Origin of the sequence: Nostoc sp. DedQUE07 (assembly GCF_034530975.2) — a bacterium.
Lineage (GTDB): Bacteria > Cyanobacteriota > Cyanobacteriia > Cyanobacteriales > Nostocaceae > Nostoc.
This window is the reverse complement of sequence record NZ_JAVRCC020000022.1, coordinates 58610-79621: the sequence shown is the minus strand read 5'-3', so window position 1 is coordinate 79621 and position 21012 is coordinate 58610. Positions and strand designations below refer to the sequence as shown.

The 21012-nt window shown below is 40.8% G+C and carries 11 protein-coding genes and 1 pseudogene; 5 read left to right on the top strand and 7 right to left on the bottom strand.

Translation table 11 applies throughout. The features are described from left to right. Positions 1-98: 98 nt before the first annotated feature. From RMZ95_RS18010 to RMZ95_RS17980, 7 genes are all read right to left on the bottom strand, one after another. Complete coding sequence (locus tag RMZ95_RS18010; RefSeq protein ID WP_322685034.1) at positions 99-794, bottom strand: DevA family ABC transporter ATP-binding protein; 696 nt, start codon at positions 792-794, stop codon at positions 99-101. Between the two features lie 84 nt (positions 795-878). After that, positions 879-2036 (bottom strand): ABC transporter permease DevC, encoded by a 1158-nt coding sequence (devC, locus tag RMZ95_RS18005; protein WP_322685033.1) that lies wholly within the window; start codon positions 2034-2036, stop codon positions 879-881. Positions 2037-2063: 27 nt separating this feature from the next. Continuing rightward, positions 2064-3290 carry an ABC exporter membrane fusion protein gene (locus RMZ95_RS18000; protein WP_322685032.1) on the bottom strand — a complete coding sequence of 409 codons (1227 nt, stop codon included), beginning with the start codon at positions 3288-3290 and terminating at the stop codon, positions 2064-2066. Between the two features lie 429 nt (positions 3291-3719). Further along, positions 3720-5036 (bottom strand): MFS transporter, encoded by a 1317-nt coding sequence (locus tag RMZ95_RS17995; RefSeq protein ID WP_322685031.1) that lies wholly within the window; start codon positions 5034-5036, stop codon positions 3720-3722. Positions 5037-5047: 11 nt separating this feature from the next. Then, on the bottom strand, positions 5048-9103 hold the full coding sequence (locus RMZ95_RS17990; protein ID WP_322685030.1) for an amino acid adenylation domain-containing protein: 4056 nt from the start codon (positions 9101-9103) through the stop codon (positions 5048-5050). 251 nt (positions 9104-9354) lie between these two features. Continuing rightward, entirely contained in the window at positions 9355-10377 is a 1023-nt protein-coding gene (locus RMZ95_RS17985; RefSeq protein WP_322685029.1) for a TauD/TfdA family dioxygenase, read from the bottom strand. 117 nt (positions 10378-10494) lie between these two features. Continuing rightward, a complete protein-coding gene (locus tag RMZ95_RS17980) occupies positions 10495-16713 on the bottom strand; it encodes a non-ribosomal peptide synthetase (protein WP_322685028.1) in 6219 nt (2072 codons plus the stop codon). A gap of 285 nt (positions 16714-16998) precedes the next feature. Here RMZ95_RS17980 and RMZ95_RS17975 point away from each other — a divergent pair. From RMZ95_RS17975 to RMZ95_RS17955, 5 genes and pseudogenes are all read left to right on the top strand, one after another. Then, positions 16999-17397 (top strand): annotated as a pseudogene (locus RMZ95_RS17975) (hypothetical protein); the annotation flags it as partial. A gap of 150 nt (positions 17398-17547) precedes the next feature. Then, a complete protein-coding gene (locus tag RMZ95_RS17970; RefSeq protein ID WP_322685027.1) occupies positions 17548-19590 on the top strand; it encodes a GAF domain-containing protein in 2043 nt (680 codons plus the stop codon). Between the two features lie 97 nt (positions 19591-19687). After that, the gene (locus tag RMZ95_RS17965; RefSeq protein ID WP_322685026.1) at positions 19688-20071 is read left to right on the top strand and encodes a response regulator; all 384 of its coding nucleotides are present in this window, start codon (positions 19688-19690) and stop codon (positions 20069-20071) included. A 162-nt stretch (positions 20072-20233) separates the two neighbouring features. Beyond that, on the top strand, positions 20234-20395 hold the full coding sequence (locus RMZ95_RS17960; RefSeq protein WP_322670077.1) for a hypothetical protein: 162 nt from the start codon (positions 20234-20236) through the stop codon (positions 20393-20395). Further along, a complete protein-coding gene (locus RMZ95_RS17955) occupies positions 20334-20927 on the top strand; it encodes a Uma2 family endonuclease (RefSeq protein ID WP_322670076.1) in 594 nt (197 codons plus the stop codon). The genes RMZ95_RS17960 and RMZ95_RS17955 overlap by 62 nt, the downstream gene beginning before the upstream one ends. Positions 20928-21012 lie beyond the last annotated feature (85 nt).

The window sequence follows — 21012 nt, the reverse complement described above, 5'->3', positions numbered from 1 at the left end:
TACTTTAGTTAGATGTAAATAGAAACCTTACGGTTAACGTCTCTAGAAATCAAGTTTTATTTGACCTTATAAATTTTTGAATTTTTGTCTACAACTTATTAGGCAGCGCGTACATCATTTTTTAACTGACCATCTTCCATGTGAATGATGCGGTCAGCCATATCAAGGATGCGATTATCATGAGTAATTAAAAGAATGGAACAACCTTGATATCTGGCGCATTCTTTTAAAATTTCAACGACTGTATGAGTACTGTTTTTATCTAGCGATGCTGTTGGTTCGTCAGCAAGAATTAATTTAGGTTGAGTAACTAGCGCTCGTGCAAACGCCACACGTTGTTTTTGTCCTTCTGAAAGTTGCTCAGGATAATAATGAATGCGGTGATTCAAACCTACTATTTCCAACATTGCTTCTGCTCGGTTACACATTTCTTTACGAGACATATTTCGAGCCAATTCCATAGTCATTTGTACATTTTGACTAGCAGTTAGAAAAGGTACTAAATTATGTTTTTGGAAAATATATCCAGTTTGACGGCGTAGTTGTAATAGCTTCTGATTGCTAGCTCGATATATTTCCCTTCCCAAAACTTTCACGCTACCTTCTTGCACACTCCGTAAACCAGCCATTAGACTTAATAAAGTTGTTTTACCTGAGCCAGAAGGGCCAGTCAAAATTACAATTTCACCAGATTGAATTGACAAGCTAACATCAAATAAAACCTGTTTTCGTAACGAGCCTTTACCAAAGTAGTGGTTGAGATGCTGAACAGATATGATAGAACCTTGTGACATAGTGATTACCTCAAAATTAGAGGATAAATAAATTTGTGGTGTAAATATTCCGAAAAGGCTAAGGTTATTAATGATGGTATGACTTTAGCCAAAAAGTTCGGCAGGGTCAGCAGAACGAAGTTTATTCATCGCTAACATTCCTGCAAGAGAACACATAACAATTGTGAGCAACATAACTGTTACACCCCTAGTAATAGTCATAATCATTGGTAAACGGGTAGCCTCTTGAACAAAGTTATAAAGATACATGCAAACAGCAAATCCAGGGATATATCCAATCAAGGACATTAAAATTGCTTGTTGTAAAACCACCTTTACCAAGTAAGAATTTGCGTATCCAATAGCTTTAAATGTTGCATAAATAAATAAGCTATCAGAAATTTGTGTGTATAGAATTTGATAAACAATAATGCCACCAAATACACAGCCAATCACAGTACCCATATTAAAAATAAATCCTATAGGTGTAGATTGTGCTAAAACGTCTTTCTCTAGTTTGATATAATTTTCTAGAGTCATTAATTTCACGTCTTGAGGTAAGTCTTTTGAGATTTTTTTGATTATACTTTCAGGGTCAACACCAGGTTTAACCTGAATGACTCCCATCTGAACTTTTTCTAATGGGTGGTTTAAAATCTCAGAGTAGTTTAAATCACTGGTGATGATTACACCATCAGCTGTCATCACCCCACCTCCTAGAGAAAATAATCCTCTCACTTTTATTTGGCGATTAGATACTTCTGTTGTTACTTCTCCATGCTTTTCTAATTCTGCAACGATTGGGCCAAATTCAGGTCGAGAAAGTCTATCAAATAGTATAGTGTCAGCAGCTTTTATCAGTTCTTTCTGTTGATTTACTTCTGGCAAATTAAAAACAGGTTGATCGGGTGTAAAACCAGCAATAGCGATTGGTCTATTGACAAAAGTTTCAGGATTTTTGAAATTTGTAACGGAAAAATAGAAAGGATTAACTGATGCGATGCCATCAACTGCTGAGATATTATACAAATAGCGTCGTGGAAAGACTTTCATATCAAAAAAACGCTCAGTATCGCGATGTAACAGTACTAAATCTGCTTGTATTTTTTTATGGAATACAACAGCATCTTCAAAAAGACCGTCTCGAAAACCCAATTGAATAAACATCAACATCACAGCAAAAGTAACGCCAGTAATTGTTACTACTAGTCGGGATTTGCGATGAATTAATTGTAACCAAGCAACTGGTGTTGTAGCGCTCATATTTTAGTATTTATCTATTAATTTAACTTAACTATTGATATCAGTTTCTAATTTGACATTGACTTGCAGATTAATAAACTTAGCGGCTTCGTCAGTATCATTGGGATTTAAGCGAACTTTTACTTCTGCAACTCTTGAATCTATATTGATGGCTGGGTCATTGTTGACAACATTTCTCTTACCTATTTGGACACCTATTGTTTCAACGGTTCCAGAAAATTTTCTAGGTAATGCAATACTCGATATCAAAGCTTTTTGACCTACTTTAATTTTGTTAATGTCAGTCTCGTAAATTTCTGCAACTACATACATAGTTTGAGTTTGAGCTAGATCGACTATTCCCTTTTCACTAATAGTTTCTCCCGGAAAAGTATTAACTTTTAAAATTTTTCCACCCATTGGGGTTTTCACGTAAGCTAAATCTAAGTTAGCTTTGGCTTCCAGAACAGCTGCTTTTGCTTTTTCCAACTCGCTTTGAGCAACCTGCACATCTACAGGACGAACTTCTTTTAACTCTTCCAAGCTAGCTTTAGCTTGTCTAATCTGATTGGGAAACGACGATAAAGTTTGGTTGAGAGAACTTTTACCTTCTTTGAATTGTGCTTGCAAAGTTTCTACTGCTAAAACTTTAGTATCTTTAGTGACCGCAGATATAGCTCCTTGGTCGTATAAAGATTGAAAGCGTGCATATTCCGTCTGGGCATTTCTCAACTGCGCTTGCAATCCAGCAATCTTAGCTTTTTGAATGTTAATATCTCCTTGAAACTGCGCTTCTAAATCTGCAATGCGTGCTTGTTGAGCGGCAATTTCTCCTTGTTTTGTAGTCCCCGCTTTAGCTTGCATCAGTTGCGCTTGAGCAACTCGAACACCTATTTGTGCTTTATTTAGGCTTGTTTGCAGTTGACTGACGTTATCAAGAACAGCAATTAATTGTCCGCGACGAACATTATCGCCTTCTTTTACCACAACCCGATCTAACCTAGCAGTTTGCAAAGCTGATGGACCAGATAAGTTAATGATTTTATCCTTTGTTTGGATACGTCCCAAAGCTGCAACTGTTGGATTTACAGGTTGTTGAACTGGAACTACTGGGGCAATATTACTCTGCTTCGTAGATTGCAAATTAAAATTTGAGCTAGTGGAAAAAATATAGGTTGGTACACCAACAGCCGCTAGTCCTACAGGAACTATTAAAGCTAGCCTCCACTTTTTAGATTTTGTATCAAAGTTTATTGGTTTGCGAAAAATGTCCATTGGAGGTCAACCTCATTTAATATTCGTGCAATTTTAGATGTTGAGATTTGTAATTCGTAAATATTCTTCAATTCCGAATCATCTCGCTCTGTATCTTGATAGGGGGTAAGCCAATTCTTTTATGCATTTGCTTGGGAACTGATAAATCAAAAAATATCCCAAATTGTCTTGTGGTATGGCTTTCCCCACCCAATATGGTTCAGTTAATAAAGTTAAGCTGGGGGAGCAAGAGTGTTAAGTGCTAAGTATAGATGGCATTATTTCGTTGAGCATAAACCCCTCGTATTTCTCATCTGGAGGGGATTTTATGACTTAAGGAAGTACAATTAAGTAGGTGGACATAATTAAATGTAAAACGTCAACCTGTGAAACCCTGTCAGTAATTGGGTTTTACCTTCTGCCCTCTGCCTCCTGCCTCCTGCCTTCTACTTAGCAACTTGGGTTAATAGCATCGGGCACAATCTTTTCTACCAGTCTCAACGATTTATACTGATAAGCAATAATTGTTACCAATACAGTTAGTATTCCCATGACAATAAACATCAAACCAATACCACGTCCTTGACCGACACCAATAATTTTTCCTATACTTCCTGCTAAAAGTCCGTTCGGAGTCATTAATGGCTCAAAGATTTTATCTGCCATTGGCCCTGCAACTGTGTAAGCAAAAGGCTGTGACGCGTTAGCGATCGCTCCGATTGTTGCAAAAACTCGACCTTGGAGACTGGAGGGTACTTTCTTTTGGAAAATAACTTGGGCTGAACTGTTAATAATTGGTAGACCAAAGAAAAATAGAAAAGCTATCAGTGCTAAGACTAAAACAGATTGATAAAATCCTGCACAGGTAATGCAGATTCCACCTAGCAGCATAAAAGTAAATATACTGAGAATTAAATGCTGCGGCGATTTTACTGTACTGACGAGAACGCTACTGACCAGCATTCCCACACCACCAGCGGTCATAATTGTACCTAAGTCTGTAGCTGAAGCAAAAGACAAGACTAGAGGTGTAATTAGCATCTGCACAATGCCGACAAGGAAATTGTTAACAGCAAAGAAAAGTAGCAGTGCAAACAGTCCTCTTCTTTTCACTAAATATACCAAGCCGTAGGATGCTTCCTTAAACCAAGGAGTTTTTTCGGCGCGATGTCTATCAATGTACTGTTTTGGGAACGGAACTAGTAACAGAGTACTCAGAGCAAAAATAAAGGTAGCAAAATCAATGAAGATAATGCCATCAATTTCGAGAAACAGCAGCAGTACACCTCCTAGCATTGGTGCAACCAACCGACCAGCTGCTTCCCCGATTTGCAGCATACCATTGGCACGCGCCAGTTTTTGTGGCGGGACAAGGAGAGTGGTAGCAGCTGTATAAGCTGGCCATTGAAAGGCACTAAAGCAGGAACTAATGGCAGCGCCTACGTATATGTGCCAAATGGCTAAATCATCTGTCGCTAACAAAATCGCAATTACCCCCGTAGAAATACCTGCTCCTAAGTCACTAAATACCATCATCCAACGGCGGGGAAATTGGTCTACCAGCGTGCCAGCTACAGGGGAAATCAGAATCATGGGCAAGCTGGTAAATAGTGAAATGAGGGCGAACTGTGTTACCGAACCAGTTCGCTGGTATACCCATACACCCAAGGCAAAGTTAGTTAACTGAGAGCCGATGAGGGAAATCATCTGTCCAAACCAGATGAGGGTAAAAATTTGCATTCCTGTATTTTTTGGATGTTGGCTCATTTCAATACTCCTTATTTACCTACATTTGCTTGCTCAATGCAGATTCCTAGCTGTTCTGCAACAGTTAGAATATGAGGTTGAGCCATCATCGTAATATGGTCGCCTGGAACAACGTGAATATCGATGTTTTGAGCGGAAAACTGTCCCCATCCCCAAGCGGGATCTTCGCGTAAATCAGTTAAAAGTGCAGCATCCTCCGCATTCACTTCGCTAGCTCGCAACAGAGTCAGGCGATTGGGATAAGCTTCTTGTGGTAAATATTTGATACTAGCTTGCAGATTTGCCTCGAAAACTTGCACCAAACCACGCACTTGCTTTGTATCAGTACCAGCAGGCAGTAAATCAACGGTGATTAATCGCTCTTTGAGATAATCCAATTGTTCGTCGAGTTCTAGCGGCTGGAGTATTTCATAGGATATATCTAGGTTTTTGCCTGCCCAGCGTTCGATGAGACGAGCAGTTTCGGTCAGTCTAGTTGCATCATCGACATCAATATATAAGGGTTTGTCGCTAGCAACCGGGGCCGGAGCGTCTAAAATCGCAACCAGAGCAACCTCATTTCCTGATTTGATTAACTGTTGAGCCATTTCATAAGCAACAATACCTCCAAAAGAGTGACCTCCAAGAAAATATGGCCCTTCAGGCTGAACGGTTTTTATCGCCTGGATATAATAAGCTGCCATATCCTCAACACAAATCAATGGTTCTGATTCCCCATTTAAACCAGGTGCTTGCAACCCATAAAATGTTTGGTTTTCCCCTAAATAACGAGCTAAATTATGTAGATAGAGGACATTGCCGCCACCCCCAGGTAAGCAGAAAAAAGGATACTTGGAATTACCTTTTTGAATTTCTACCAAGGCAGACCAAGATAATATTTCTGTTTCTAGGCGAAGAATATTAGCCAGTTTTTCAATTGTAGGATTTTGGAAAAGTGTCGCTAAAGACAAGTTTTTACCAAACTCTTGGTTAAGATGAGCCATTAAGCGTATAGCTAACAGCGAGTGACCGCCCAAATCGAAGAAATTATCCTTTACTCCCACAGGATGGACGTTGAGTAGATTTTCCCAAATATTAGCTAATTTCTGTTCTAAATTATTTTGTGGTGCTAAAAATTCGGTTTTGAGTGTACCGAGACGAGATGTATCGGGTTGCGGTAAAGCTTGCCGGTCTACCTTGCCATGAGCGGTTAGAGGTATTACCTCTAACATTAAAAAGGCAGAAGGTATCATGTATTCGGGTAACTTTTCCTGTAAAAATTGGCGCAGTTCGCTACTTGTTGGGGCTTGCTCTTGAGGAACAATATAACTTACTAAACGTTTGTCTCCAGGTTGATCTTCCCTGGCAATAACCGTAACAGAATTTACTAAGGGATGTTGAGCCAGTAAAGACTCAATTTCTTCTAGTTCAATGCGGAAGCCGCGAATTTTAACTTGATGGTCAATGCGTCCGAGGTACTCTATATTACCATCAGGTAAATATCGCGCTAAATCCCCTGTTTTATATAGGCGAGAATTAGGTTCATCGCTAAAAGGATTGAGAATAAATCGCTGTTGTGTTAATTCTGGGCGATTGAGATAACCCCTAGCTACTCCTGCACCACCAATATATAGTTCGCCGGGAACACCAATTGGTACAAGTTTTTGATTTTTATCAAGCAAGTAAAGTTGAGTATTTGCAATAGGACGACCTATTAAAATTGCACCTGATAAAGAAGTTTGCTCGTCAACTTCATAAACACAACAACCAACAACAGTTTCGGTTGGGCCGTATTCGTTAATTATTCTGGTATTTGGAGCATTATCGCGCCAAAATTTCAAGCTTTTACCCAATAATGCTTCACCACCGATGATTAATGCTCTCGTTTTCGTTACACCTTCGCGGTTAGGTAACATCTGATTGAGCATTTCTAGGTGAGCTGGAGTAATTTTAACCAAGCTATAGTTTTTATCAGACTGCAAAAGTGCTGACAATGCTTCAATTTCTTCCTTCTCAGGCAACAGTACTACCCTTTGTCCGACCAATAACGGTGAGAATAAGCTGGTAATCGTTGCGTCAAACCCTATGGAAGATTGTACTGGAGCGCCGTAACCTTGGGCGATCGCATACGCATTTGTAGACCAACTCAGGTAATTAACTAAACCTCTGTGAGTAATCATAGTTCCCTTGGGTTTTCCTGTAGAACCAGAGGTATAGATTATATAAGCTAAATTTTCCGGCGTGACTTCGCTTACAGGATTTTCAATGCTGAGTATGGCATTTTCTGGCAAATCTCGATCGAGACAAATTAAACGGGTGTTATGTTCAACAAACTTATCTACAAGTCTTTGTTGAGTTAACAGTATAGGAATTTGAGCATCTTCTAACATAAATCCCAATCGTTCTTGGGGATATGTGGGATCGAATGGTATATATGCACCACCTGCTTTGAGGATACCAAGGATACCAATCAGCATCTCTAAGGAACGTTCTACACAAATTCCTACCAATACTTCTGGTTTTACTCCCAACTTTTGTAGTTGATGCGCTAGCTGGTTGGACTTGGCGTTTAATTGTGCATAAGTGAGATGCTCGTTATTAAATTCAACTGCGATGTTATCGGGTGTGCGTTCTACTTGTTCTGCAAATAGTTGATGGATACATTTATCTTGTGGAAATTCTGTTTTTGTATTGTTAAAATCAATCAATAATTTTTGGCGATCGCTTTCACCAATCATATTTAAATCAATGATTGCTGCTTCTGGATTATGAGTGACACTTTCTATTAATGTCAGATATTGTCCAGCAATAGTTTTGATACTAGCCTCTGAAAATAAACTAGAATCATAATCAAAATTCAGAAATAAATTGTTTTGGCTGTAGCCACTGGAAAGCTTAATTTGATATTTCTCTATATTAGCTAATTTTTTATATTCCGAAAAGGAAATATCAGCATTTACATAGCTCTGTGATTGTTTTGTAAAATCAAAACAGAAAGGAAAAAATGCACGAAAAGCAAATTTTTCATTTGCAGCGATCAAATGCTCCCAATCAAAATACTCTTGCCATTGTTTGGCAAAACGAAAAGACTCAGAAACTCTTTTCATAAGTTCTGAGAATTTTAAAGTATCCTCTAAATGCGAATGAATAGGCAAATATTTAGTTAAAAGCCCTAAAACTTCTTCTAATTCGTCATATTCGCGTCCATTGCCAGCAGTCCCAATCACAATATTAGACTGACCGCTTAAGCGCCAAATTAGTACTTGCCAACAAGCTAATAAAATTACTTCAGTTGAAGTATGATAATTTTCTTGCAATATTGCCAGTTTTTCTACCGTATCTCGATTAATCTCCAAAAAGAGCGATTGTGGTGCAAATACAATTTCTCCAGATGATTGATTGGCATTTTTACTTTCAAAGGGAATTTGCAAATTTAACACAGAATAAATATCTTGTTGATCCCAATAATTTCTTGCTGTCTCTGTCTCCTCAGACTCTAATAATTCATTTAGCCATTCAGAAACATCTGCATATTGCATCATTTCATCTGACAGTTCTTCGCTGTGTAAACAAGCTGTATAAGAACGACCGATTTCACATATAAGATTATTGAGTGTTGTTATATCTGCATATAAAGCAGGCAAGCTGATAAACAATAGATGCTTGTCTGGAGCTAATTTACTTAAGATAAAATGTAAACTTGCGGCTTGTTCAAAATCAAAATTTCGGAGGCTTTTATCTTGGAAAAGCGCATCAATTTTGGTTTGTTGTACTTGAGAAGTTAAACTACTCCAGTCGTATTCTCCAAGTGAAATTGTGCTGCGATCGCCCTTGGCGGCTCTCTTCGGAGCATCGCTAATTGACTGTAATGGAATATTCATACCTGGTAAGGAATGAAAAGCAGTGCGAAATATTTCGTGGCGATCGCTGATATTTGCTAAAGCTAATTTAAGAATATCAGGGTTAAGATTACCTCCGATATTTATCGCAATTTGGGAACAGTAAGCTTGATAATTATCCTTTTGTTGCAACCATAAATGCTTTTGCTGAGGAGAAATGCGAATCAAATTGGTCATTTCAGCGTGCATAAAATTGAAATCCTTTTCAATTAATCAATACTGACGATACAAGTTATGTAAATTGAACGAAGTCGCACCTGCATCAATGTTTTAATAGGGGTAGTCAAATCAATTTATGCTGTAAGTTGCCAGATTTTAAACAAAAACTCCCAAATACCTACCTAATAAGCATTTGGGAGGATAACATTAAAAACCCTCTGCGTACCTTTGCGCTAACCTCCGCGTACCTTTGCGTTGAAAAAAAGCAAAAGAAAACTGCTTTAACAAGATTCTGCCATCGCAACTACAATTTTTCTTTTGCCGACGAATGGCATCCGTCCATGTGCTGCCAACATATTGTCCAGCATCAACACATCTCCTTCCTGCCAAGGATAAATAACTGCTTCTTGGCGATATATTTCCCGGATTTCATCTAAAACAGAGACTTCAATCGGAGAACCATCACCATAATAGGCATTGCGAGGAAATTCATCTTCTTTGAGTAATGCCGACAATGATTCGCGTATTTCTGCTTTCAAGCTGGAAATATGAAACAAATGAGCTTGGTTAAACCATACCATTTCACCAGTTTTTGGATGTCTGGCAACAGCTTGACAAACTTGGCTTGTTCTGAGGGTATTGTTACCTGTCCATTCAAAAGAGATACCCAACTTGCGGCAATGACTTTCTACCTCAGATTTATTTGTGGTTTGAAAAACTTCTTGCCAAGGCAAATCTAAATCGCCATAATTTCGCACATACATAACTTTCTTTTCGATAAACCGTTCTTTGATAGACGGGTTGATGCGTTCAAAGATTTTACGGCTATCAGCGATTGGTGTTTCTCCGCCAATTTCAGATGCTTTAACGCAGAAAAACCATATCTTCATAGGATAAATGGGAGAGTAAGCATTTTCGTTATGTAGGGGAATTGCTTCATCTGCGGGATATTCAGTTGAAGTGTAGATTTTATCGCTTACTTCTGTGCGTGGCGTTGAACGATAGGTGTAATCTAAGAGTTCTCCGGTTGAAGCTACCTTCACAAACCTTTGGAAATCTTCGACTGTATTGACATGGAAATTTCGGAAAAGTATGCCACCATTTTTAAGTAAATTAGTTTCAATCAGATCGCGGTTTTGCTGCGTCCAATTAATTAAATTGACGCCATCTACAGCAGGGAAAATGACTAACGGTAGAGGATTAGCTGAGTTGAGCGGTTCTATGTTGACTAATTTTTCAACTACTTTGCGTTTGCCGATTTGTAGTTTTTTGATGCTGTTTGTTGTTAGTTCTAAGTCGTTCATTTTGATTCGTGTTGGTTAATAGATTTTTTTGTTTCACCCAGAGACGCAGAGGATAAAAGACTATGCTTTGCTTCTCTGCTTGAGGAACATTTACACTTGATTAGCAACACCAGAAACTTAAGCTGATTTACGCTTGAATTTGTTCAACTTATTAATTGCTGTTGCTGCCATTTTTTGGTCTTTGATGAGTTGTTTTTGTTTGTCTGCTTGAACAAGTATTTCTGCTAATGTTTTCAACTTAGCATCAGGCTGTTCAGTAATTTTGTTAGCAATAGTTGCAAAGTTGTCTAGAATGTCAGCAATAGTATCGTGAGAAAAGCGGTTGCCTTCATAGCTCAGTCCCACAGATAAATTTTCACCAGGCATAATTACTAACATCAAAGGATATTTTGTGCGTTCATAATTACTGATGTTGTCAATTTTTAAGCCCCTATTGGAATTTTGCAAAGCAGGATCTACTGGGTAATTATAAAATGCGACGTTAGTCTCAAACATTGGTGTGCCGCTAGCTATTTCACTTACCCGTTGAATTTCCACTAAGGGAGTATAAGAGTATTGCTCCCGTTCTACCTGCTGTATGTGTAAATTTTTCAGCCAAGGTAATATTTGAGAATCTTCTAATACTTGTACCCGTACTGGTAACGCATTGATAAAGATGCCTACCATAGTTTCTACACCCACAAGAGATGGAGGACGACCGGATACAGTTGTGCCAAATACTACATCTTTTTGAGTGCTGTAATGGCTGAGTAACAGTGCCCAAATTCCTTGTACTACAGTGTTAAGAGTCAGTTGATGTTGTCTAGCTAGAGATTCCAGCGTAGTTGTTAATGCTTGTGGTAATTGAATATGCTGCTCGTGATAAGTTTGCTTTTGCTGGGAATTGTGAACAACAGACTTATCTGCAATTAGCAAAGTTGGGGCTGTAAAACCTTGAAGCGATCGCTTCCAAAATTCTTTGGCTTGGGAAAGGTCTTGTTGTTGCAACCAAGTTATATAATCTCGGAAGGGACGGGGAGTTTTTAGATATAAATCATTACCCCGATTCGCAGCTTCATAGAAAGCAAAAGCTTCTTGAACCACGATAGGTAAAGACCATCCATCTATCAACAAATGATGGAAAGTCCAGACAAATTCGTAAGTATCATCTGCTGTTTGGATGAGACTACAACGCATCAAGGGAGCTTGGTTAAGTTCAAAACCCCTGTTTCTATCTGCTTCCTGAAAAGCTGTAAGTTGTTCTTGTTGCTGGGTAGGCGATAGAGAACGCCAATCATCATTAGTAAAAGGTAGATTTACAGTTTTGCAAACAACTTGATGGGGCTTGTCAAGATTATCCCAGACAAAGAAGGTACGTAAAGCCGGATGACGCTCAACTACTCGTTGCCAAGCTTGGGCAAACGCTGTTGTATTAATATATCCGTGGAGAGTGCAGCTTAACTGTTCGCAATACACCCCAGACTCTGGGTCATACAGGCTATGAAAGAGAATACCCTGCTGCATTGGGGAAAGGGGATAAATCGACTCAATATTTTTCTTTTTGCTGGCTGTATCACGGATTGCCATTTCTGCAATCAAATTGTCCAGATATTTCTGAGTTAACTCAGCTTCGGGAAAATCTGAAGGTGTATAACCACCAACATTAGCAGACTGACAGTGATTGATAATATCTGTTAGTGCATTGATGAAACCAGCAGCTAAAGCCTCAATAGTGGCTTGTTGGTGAATGTTTTGGCTATAAGTCCAATTAAGTTGCAGCTTACCTGATGCTACTAAGGCGTTAACTTCTAGTAAGTGAGTGCGATCGCCTAATGTACTTTGCTCTGCACCAGCAGATTCTTGGGTCAATTTCCACGATCCAGATTCCGATAATTGGTCAAATTGTCCCAAGTAGTTGAAACTAACTTGTGCTTGGGGTACAGTTGCGAGTTGATGGCGAATTGCTGGATTGGGGCTGAGATAGCGGAGAATCCCGTAGTTAATACCCCGTTTTTGGCAAGGGCGTAGTTGTTCTTTAATTGATTTTAAAGTTTTACCAGCATCGGCGATCGCGCTTCGCCCTGTCGCAGACATCGCTGCCAATTCTAATTTAATGGGGAAAAGGCAAGTAAACCACCCGACAGTGCGCGACAAATCGATGTCTGCAAACAGTTCTTCTCGTCCGTGACCTTCAACATCAACGAGTAGGGAAGATTCACCAGTCCATTGAGCAAAACTTTGTACCAAAGCAGTTAACAACACATCGTTAATTTGGGTATTGTAAACAGCAGGAACTTCTTGCAGCAAAGCACGGGTTTGTTCTTCGTTGAGAGATACCGAAACTTGTGCGGATGAAACAACGGTATTAACTGCTTGAGTATAGTCTACAGGCAAAGAAGTAGAGCCGGATGACTGAGCCAACCAAAAGTCTATTTCGGCTGCGAGTGCTTCTGAGTTGCTATATTCAACTAAACGATGCGACCATTCTTTGAAGGAAGATGTTTTGGCTGGAAGTTGAATTGTTTCTCCCCGATTTAGTTGTTGATAAGTATTAAATAAGTCTTCTACCAAAATTCGCCACGAAACACCATCCACAGCTAAGTGATGCACAACGATCAGCAATCTAGCGGGTTGTTCGGCACCAAAGTTGAACAGGGCAGCTTGCATTAACTGTTGTGACAGATTTAAGCTAGCCTGTAGCCTGTTAGCAGTAGTTTCTAGGGCTGCTTGTTTTTCTTGTGAGGCGATCGCGCTTCGCCCTGTCGCAGACATGGCTGATAAATCTACACAAGTTAAAGTTACTGTACCATCAGCATCAGCATTAGTTTGTAACCAGCTTTCCCCTTCTTGGATAAATCTCAAACGTAAAGCATCGTGGTGCAATAATAATTGCTGCAAGGCTTGTTCTAATATTTCTGGTTTCAGGTCTGCTGGTACTTCCAACAACACTGACTGATTAAAATGGGCTGGTTGAGGTAGATTTTGTGCAAAAAACCAATGCTGGATAGGTGTTAATGGTAAGGAACCTGTAACTAAACCTTGTTCTGCTTTGATACTCTGTGTTGTGTTTTCCACAGCAGCCAACTCAGCTATTGTCTGATGCTGAAATAACTGCTTGATATTTAATTGAATTCCGGCTTGGTTGGCTCTGGCAATAATTTGCAAGCTCAGGATAGAATCGCCACCAATTTCAAAGAAGTTATCGTGAATCCCAACTTGCTGCAATCTCAACACATCCGCCCATATCGCCGCTAACTTTTCTTCTTGTGGGGTACGTGGAGCTACAAAGTTGACTTCCAACTCAGGACGGGATTCTGGTGCAGGTAATGCCCGACGGTCTACTTTGCCGTTTGGTGTTAAAGGCAGAGTATCTAACATCACAAAAGCCGACGGTACCATGTACTCAGGTAGCCGTTCCTTCAGGAATCGTCGCAGGTCACTAATTGTTGGTACTTGGTCTGAATTAGGAACTGTGTAAGCAACTAAACGTTGACTGCCAGGGATATCTTCACGGACGATGATTGTATTTTGAATTACGCCTGGGTGTTGGCTGAGTAAAGCTTCAATTTCTCCTAATTCAATGCGAAAGCCGCGTAATTTAACTTGATGGTCGATACGTCCTAAGTACTCAATATTACCATCAGGTAAATAACGTGCCAAATCCCCAGTTTTATAGAGGCGTTTGGAATTAAAGGATTGGTCTTCTGTTTCCCCCCTGCTCCCCTGCTCCCCTGCTCCCCTGCCTCTTTGAAAGGGGTGAGGAATGAATTTTTGTTGTGTCAACTCAGGACGGTTGAGATAACCTCTGGCTAATCCAATGCCACCAATATGCAGTTCCCCAGAAACACCAACGGGTACAGGTTGCAAATTTCCATCGAGCAAATATATTTGTGTATTGGCAATTGGACGACCAATGGGGGGTTTGTTAGTGATGTTACCGCTGCATTCTGCAACTGTTGACCAGACAGTCGCTTCTGTTGGGCCGTAGGCATTGAAGAAACGCCGACCACAAGACCAACGTTCAACCAAGTCGGGAGGACAAGCTTCTCCGGCTACAGTAATATTCTGCAAAGCTGGGAGTTCTTCGGCAGGTAAGACCGCTAAAGCTGATGGTGGTAAAGTGATGTGGGTAATGCCGTAGTTTTGCAATAGTTCAATTAACGATGAACCGGGCAATAAAGATTCTTTTGTTCCCAGGTAAAGTCTAGCTCCCGTTCCCAGAGCCATCACAACTTCAAAAATAGAAGCGTCAAAACTAAAGGAGGCAAACTGGAGAATGCGACTATCAGTTTGGACGTTATAAATCTGAATTTGCGCTATTACTAAGTTACATAACCCAGTATGTGCCACCATCACACCTTTTGGTTTACCCGTTGACCCAGAGGTATAAATTACATACGCTAAATCGGAAGCGGTAACTGCACTAACAGGATTAGAGCTGCTATTGTTGGCAATTTGGTTCCAGTCTGCATCCAAGCAAATTGTGACTGCTTGATGCTGTGGTAACTTCTCAACCAATCGCTGTTGTGTCAATAGCACTGGTAATTGAGCATCATCGAGCATAAAAGCCAAGCGATCGCTCGGATAATTAGGATCTAAAGGTACATAAGCACCACCTGCTTTCAGAATCCCTAATAACCCAACGATCATCTCTAGGGAACGTTCAACACAGATACCCACCAGGACATCAGATTTTACACCTAAGTTTTGCAACTGGTGTGCTAATTGGTTGGCGCGATGATTTAACTCTCGGTAAGTAAGTTGCTGATTCTCAAAGACTACCGCCACCGCATCTGGTGTTTGTTCTACCCACTCTTCAAACAACTGATGAATACATTTACCTTGGGGATAAGCAGTTTGGGTATCGTTCCACTCTACAAGTAGCTGGTGCTGCTCGCTAGCACTGAGTAGTGATAATTCCGCAATTTTTTGCTGAGGGTTAGCCACAACATTTTCCAGCAAAGTCTGAAAATGCTCTGCCATGCGGCTAATAGTCGTAGCATCAAATAAATCGCTATTGAATTCCCATTCTCCTAAAAGTCCTGACTCGGTTTCTTGCATTGATAACGTCAGATCGAATTTCGCTGTGCGATTTTCGATTTTTAAAAGATTTAAGCTCAAGTTGGGTAATTCTAATTTACCCATCGGTGCATTCTGCATCGCAAATGCTACTTGGAATAAAGGCATGTGAGAAAGCGATCGCTCTGGTTGCAAAGCTTCAACTAATCTCTCTAAAGGCATATCTTGATGAGCATAGGCATCTAAAGCAACTTGTCGCACCCTTTCTAGTAATTCTGCAAAACTCGGATTTCCTTCTAAATTAGTCCGCAGTACTAAGGTATTGACAAATAAACCAATTAGTGAATGTGTTTCCTGGCGATCGCGGTTAGCAATCGGGGAACCGATAACAATATCTGACTGGTTACTATAGCGGAACAGTAAAGTTACAAAAGCTGCCATCAGGGTCATAAACATAGTTGCCCCTGACTTTTGACACAGGATATTTAATTGTTTTGTAAGATTTTGGTTGAGTTCAAAATGTAAAGTTTGACCTTGAAAGGTTTGAACTGGAGGACGCGGACGGTCTGTAGGTAATTCTAATATTGGTGGGATACCAGCTAACTGCTGCCGCCAGTAGTTGAGTTGATTTTCTAATACCTCACCTTGCAACCATTGCCTCTGCCAATGAGCAAAATCAGTATATTGGATGGCTAATTCCGGTAGTGGAGAAGGTTGATTTTGAGAAAAAGCTGTGTATAAACTGGAAAACTCTTGAAGAAATACCCCCATCGACCAGCCATCAGAAACAATATGGTGCATCGTTACTAGCAATACATAAGACTCTGATGCCAAATGTAGTAATGTCACTCGCAACAAACAATCTTTTGTCAGGTCAAAAGGTTGTAGTTGCTCCTCAATTGCCAAACATTCTACCTCGGCAAACTGTTCTTCTGCTGGCAATGTTTGTAAGTCAATTACTGGAACAGCTATTGTTAAACAAGGTGTAATTATCTGGACAGCATTTCCATCAATTGTTTTAAAGTTAGTGCGAAGGATTGCATGACGTTGAATGATTTCTGCGATGATTTTTTCGAGAATATATACTTGCAAATTACCAGTAATTTCTACCGCAGCAGCCATATTATATGCAGCGCTATTACCCTCCATTTGGTCGAGAAACCAAAGTCTTTGTTGAGGAAAAGATAAAGGAATTAATTTATCAGTGCTAACAGATTCAATTCGTGGAACTTTAGGTTTATTGTTGATTGGAGAAGATTGCTGTGCCAACAATTTTTGCAGAACAAGTTCGCGTTTTTGAGGCGATAGATGTTCTAAACGCTTTAGTAAATCACTCATAAATTTATTGCTTTTATTTAAAAAGATAACTTTAGTAAAGTTACACAACGTAAGTGGCTAGTGTAGGTCAAAACTTCTATAGGGCAAGCTCAATAAATTTATGCAGTCACTTCTTTACATATCTTGTTTTGGCATTGCCGATCTTGGGCGTATGAGCGAGAAGTTAAGCTCGTATGCTAGTTGTAAAGCGGCTTTGAGAAGATGTCTGGCAGAAAAACTGAACCCTCGCTGCTTTATTGAAAAGTCGGGGTTGCATAATAGAGGGAGGAATTGAGGTGCCCTACTGTGAGTTTTCCATACTGCGGCTGTACTGAGATTAGGAAAAATGGCTGGCGGCGAGGTAAACAGAATTACATATGTACTAATTGCGATGTGCGTTCCGCCCCGCTTCTCTACGAGACGCTACGCGAACGCTAACGCCAATTCATTGATGTCTACAGCCCACCAAAAGGATACTCAGATGAGAAAAAAATAGAATGCTTAAAAGCATACGTTAATGGTGCTAGCTTTAGAGCGAACGTCAGACAGGGGTTGATCGCACGACTATAATTAACTGGGTAAAACAAATTAGCGAAAACTTACCGGAGGCACCGCCAACGGATAAAATACCATCTGTTAGGGAATTAGATAAACTGGAAACTTTTGTGCGGTCAAAAAAACAAAATTTGGATATGGACGGCGTTATACTTAAACTCGCATTCATAATTTGATTTAAAATATTTCTAAAAAAGAAAAACTTATAAAAACTAAAGCTTTAGAAAACTTAGAGTAGCGATTGCAAATGTACCTGTTTCAGTGTCAAATTAGCGATCGCCCCTCAATTAAAATAAAACTATGAAAATCCCTGAATTATTACTTGATTCCATGCTCCCCTGCACAAAGATGGCCTGCACCAACGAACTGACACGGCTCAAAGCAGTGTATCAATTTCAGGGTTTGGATGCTGTACCCAATCGGGCATTAGATGACTTAACAGCACTGGCAGCCGATCTGTGCGAAACTCCAATGGCACTGGTGAGTTTTATCGGAGCCGATCGCCAGTTGGTTAAGTCTAAGGTGGGAATCACATTAACAGAAATTCGCCGAGACCTCGCATTTTGTAACTACACCATTCGCCAGTCAGATGTATTTGTAATTCCAGATACTCTGGCCGATCCCCGCTTTGCCACCAATCCCTTCGTTATAAATGCTCCCAATATCCGGTTTTATGCCGGAGTGCCCCTGGTAATAACTGGCGGTTGTGTCTTGGGTACACTCTGCGTCATGGACATTGAACCGCGCGATCTGAGTCAGAAACAACAAAAAGGATTGCAGACACTCAGCCACCAAGTGGTAGCGCAATTGGAGCTAAAGCGCAACACCACGAAGCTGCGTCAAACGATCCCGGAAATCAAACAACTAAAACAGCAATTGATTACTCAGGAATTAGTTGGTCAACAAGATTCAATTCTGTTTAATTTGGCAAATCAAATCCGTAATTCTCTGGATCTGGACACGATTTTACAAACGGCAGTGAATGAGATTCATAGTCTGTTGCAAGTCGATCGCTGTGACTTTGTGTGGTGTCTGCCCAACAAAGATCGGTTCAACTTTATGGTGACTCACGAAGCGACTAACCCAGAGATTCAGATGGCGTTGGGGGAACTTTCCCTAGGGCCAGGCTCCGTTCTGGCAGAAACTATCTTAAATCTAGATATGCTAAGGATTGAGGATGTTTCTACTACCTCAGAGGCACTCACCCCGGAGGATCGCGCCCTGCTGCATCAACTGGCAGTAACCTCGGTGCTGTTGCTGCCACTGAGAACCCATTCTAGTCAATTGGGTGCTATTGTTTGCCATCACTGTCGCGGTTCGCGCCAATGGACTGATAGCGAAGTCCGGTTACTCAAAGCTGTCACCGATCAAGTAGCGATCGCTCTCGATCAGGCAGAACTGCTTGCCCAAACACGAGCAACCGCCTTTGCAGCTCAAACTCAAGCCACCTATCTGGGAAACGCCCTGAGCCAGTTGCAGCAAACCCAAATGCAACTGGTACAGCAAGAGAAGATGTCTAGCCTGGGACAATTGGTGGCCGGAGTTGCCCACGAAATCAACAACCCGGTTAACTTTATTAACGGTAATATTACTTATGCAACCAACTATGTTCGGGATTTGCTGGAACTATTGCATCTTTATCAAGCAACCTATCCCAATGGAACTGATGCTATTCAGGAAAAGATAGAGGCTATGGATCTTGATTTCTTGATGCAAGATTTGCCTAATTTATTGTCGTCGATGCAAATGGGTGGAGAACGAATTCGGCAAATTGTCCTATCTCTGCGGAACTTCTCGCGTCTGGATGAAGCCGAGATGAAACCTGTGGATATCCATGAAGGGATTGACAACTCGTTGTTAATTTTGAAGAGTCGGTTGAAATTAACTAGTGCCAAGTTTGAGATTCAAGTGATTAAAGCATACGACAATTTACCGCCTGTTGATTGTTATGCGGGGCAATTGAATCAAGTATTTATGAATCTTTTGGGTAACGCGATCGATGCCTTAGATGAAACGCCTAATCCGATCGTTACCATTCAAACAGAACTCATTAGTAGAGAAAAATCGGGTAGTTCCGATCTATCCCAATTTTCGCACGCAGATAGTGTAGTGATTCGGATTCGAGATAACGGTTCTGGCATGACAGAAACAACCCAGCAAAAACTGTTCAATCCATTCTTCACCACCAAACCCATCGGCAAGGGAACCGGGCTAGGACTGTCCATCAGCTATCAAATTGTGGTTGAAAAACATGGCGGCATTTTAAAATGCTCCTCAGAACTTGGGAAAGGCAGCGAGTTCTTGATTCAAATTCCGGTTGAGCCTCTGGTTAAAAGTACTTAAAGTATGTATAAAATTATCAACATATCAATTGTTCAAGTCTTCCTTTGGGAATGCTAGGCTAAATGCCAACGATGATTGACTCATCGACTTGTAAAGTATGTCAAATGGTACGACAAGCTCACCGATTGTTCTCGCGCTTGATGATAGCCCTGTGATTCATCAAATGATTAAACGAGCGTTAGAACCGGACTATCAAGTAATAACAGCCGCTAACGCGGTTGATGCCCTGTCGATCATTTATCATCAACGAATTTCAGTCTTGCTATTGGATGTGCAGATGCCGGATGTAAACGGGTTGGAGTTTTGCCGCACGGTGCGGAGCCTGCCCCAGTTTCAGCATTTGCCCGTGATTATGGTGACTTCTCAAGATTCCCCCTTCGACCGGGTGAAGGGTCATCTGGCGGGTGCAACAGAATATCTGATCAAACCTTTTGATGCTGAACAATTGCGAGAAGCTGTACGAAAATTTATTGGCTCCTGATCTGCTGCTTGTTCATCAGACTTCGGCGCGATCGCGGTAACTGAGCAGTTCGACAGGCTCACTGTAACACTTGTCGAAGTTCAGTCGAACGCTGCCCACCCCACAATAGTTATATAAATCTTAGATATGCAAACTAGATGTGGTTTAGCTTAACAGGGTGCGATGGGTAAAACATTAGCGCAGAATGAGGATTTGCTAAGATTGGCACAGCCAGTTTTCTATTCTGACAGCCTTGCGGCGGCGATCGCGGAGATTTCTACCCATGACTCAAACTGCACCCAACGTCCCCAAGTTGATGACAATGGAGGAATACCTTGCCTATGACGACGGTACTGACACGCGCTATGAGCTTGTAGATGGAGAGTTAGTAGAAGTGCCGACTGAATCCCCAGAAAACTGCAAGCTTGCCAAACTCCTGATGTTGGAATTAGCAAAATACATTTCGATTGTGCTGATCAACCTCAAAGATATGGAAATTGTCGTGAGTGGCAAACGAGCAAAGGTGCGCTTACCCGATCTGACCATACTGAGTGAAGAAGGATACGCAACGCTGGCAGGACAACGCAGCAACACGATTACCCAAGATATGCCACCGCCAATCTTGGTGGTTGAGGTGGTTTCACCTGGACAAGACAACCGCGACCGAGACTATCGTTACAAACGCACAGAATATGCGGCGCGAGGGATTGCGGAATACTGGATTATTGACCCTGAAAGGCAACAAATGACGCTGTGCTTATGGGTGAACGGGCAATATGAAGACACGATTTATATGGGTGATACCCCTCTGGCATCGACAGTTATTCCTGGTTTCAAGCTGAGTGCTGCTCAGATTTTGGCATTTGGACAAAATTAGTAAACCATTGGTGCAGAATTAGATTTGCTAAAATTGGCACAGCCAGTTTTCTATCCTGACAGCCTTACGGCAGCGATCGCGGAGA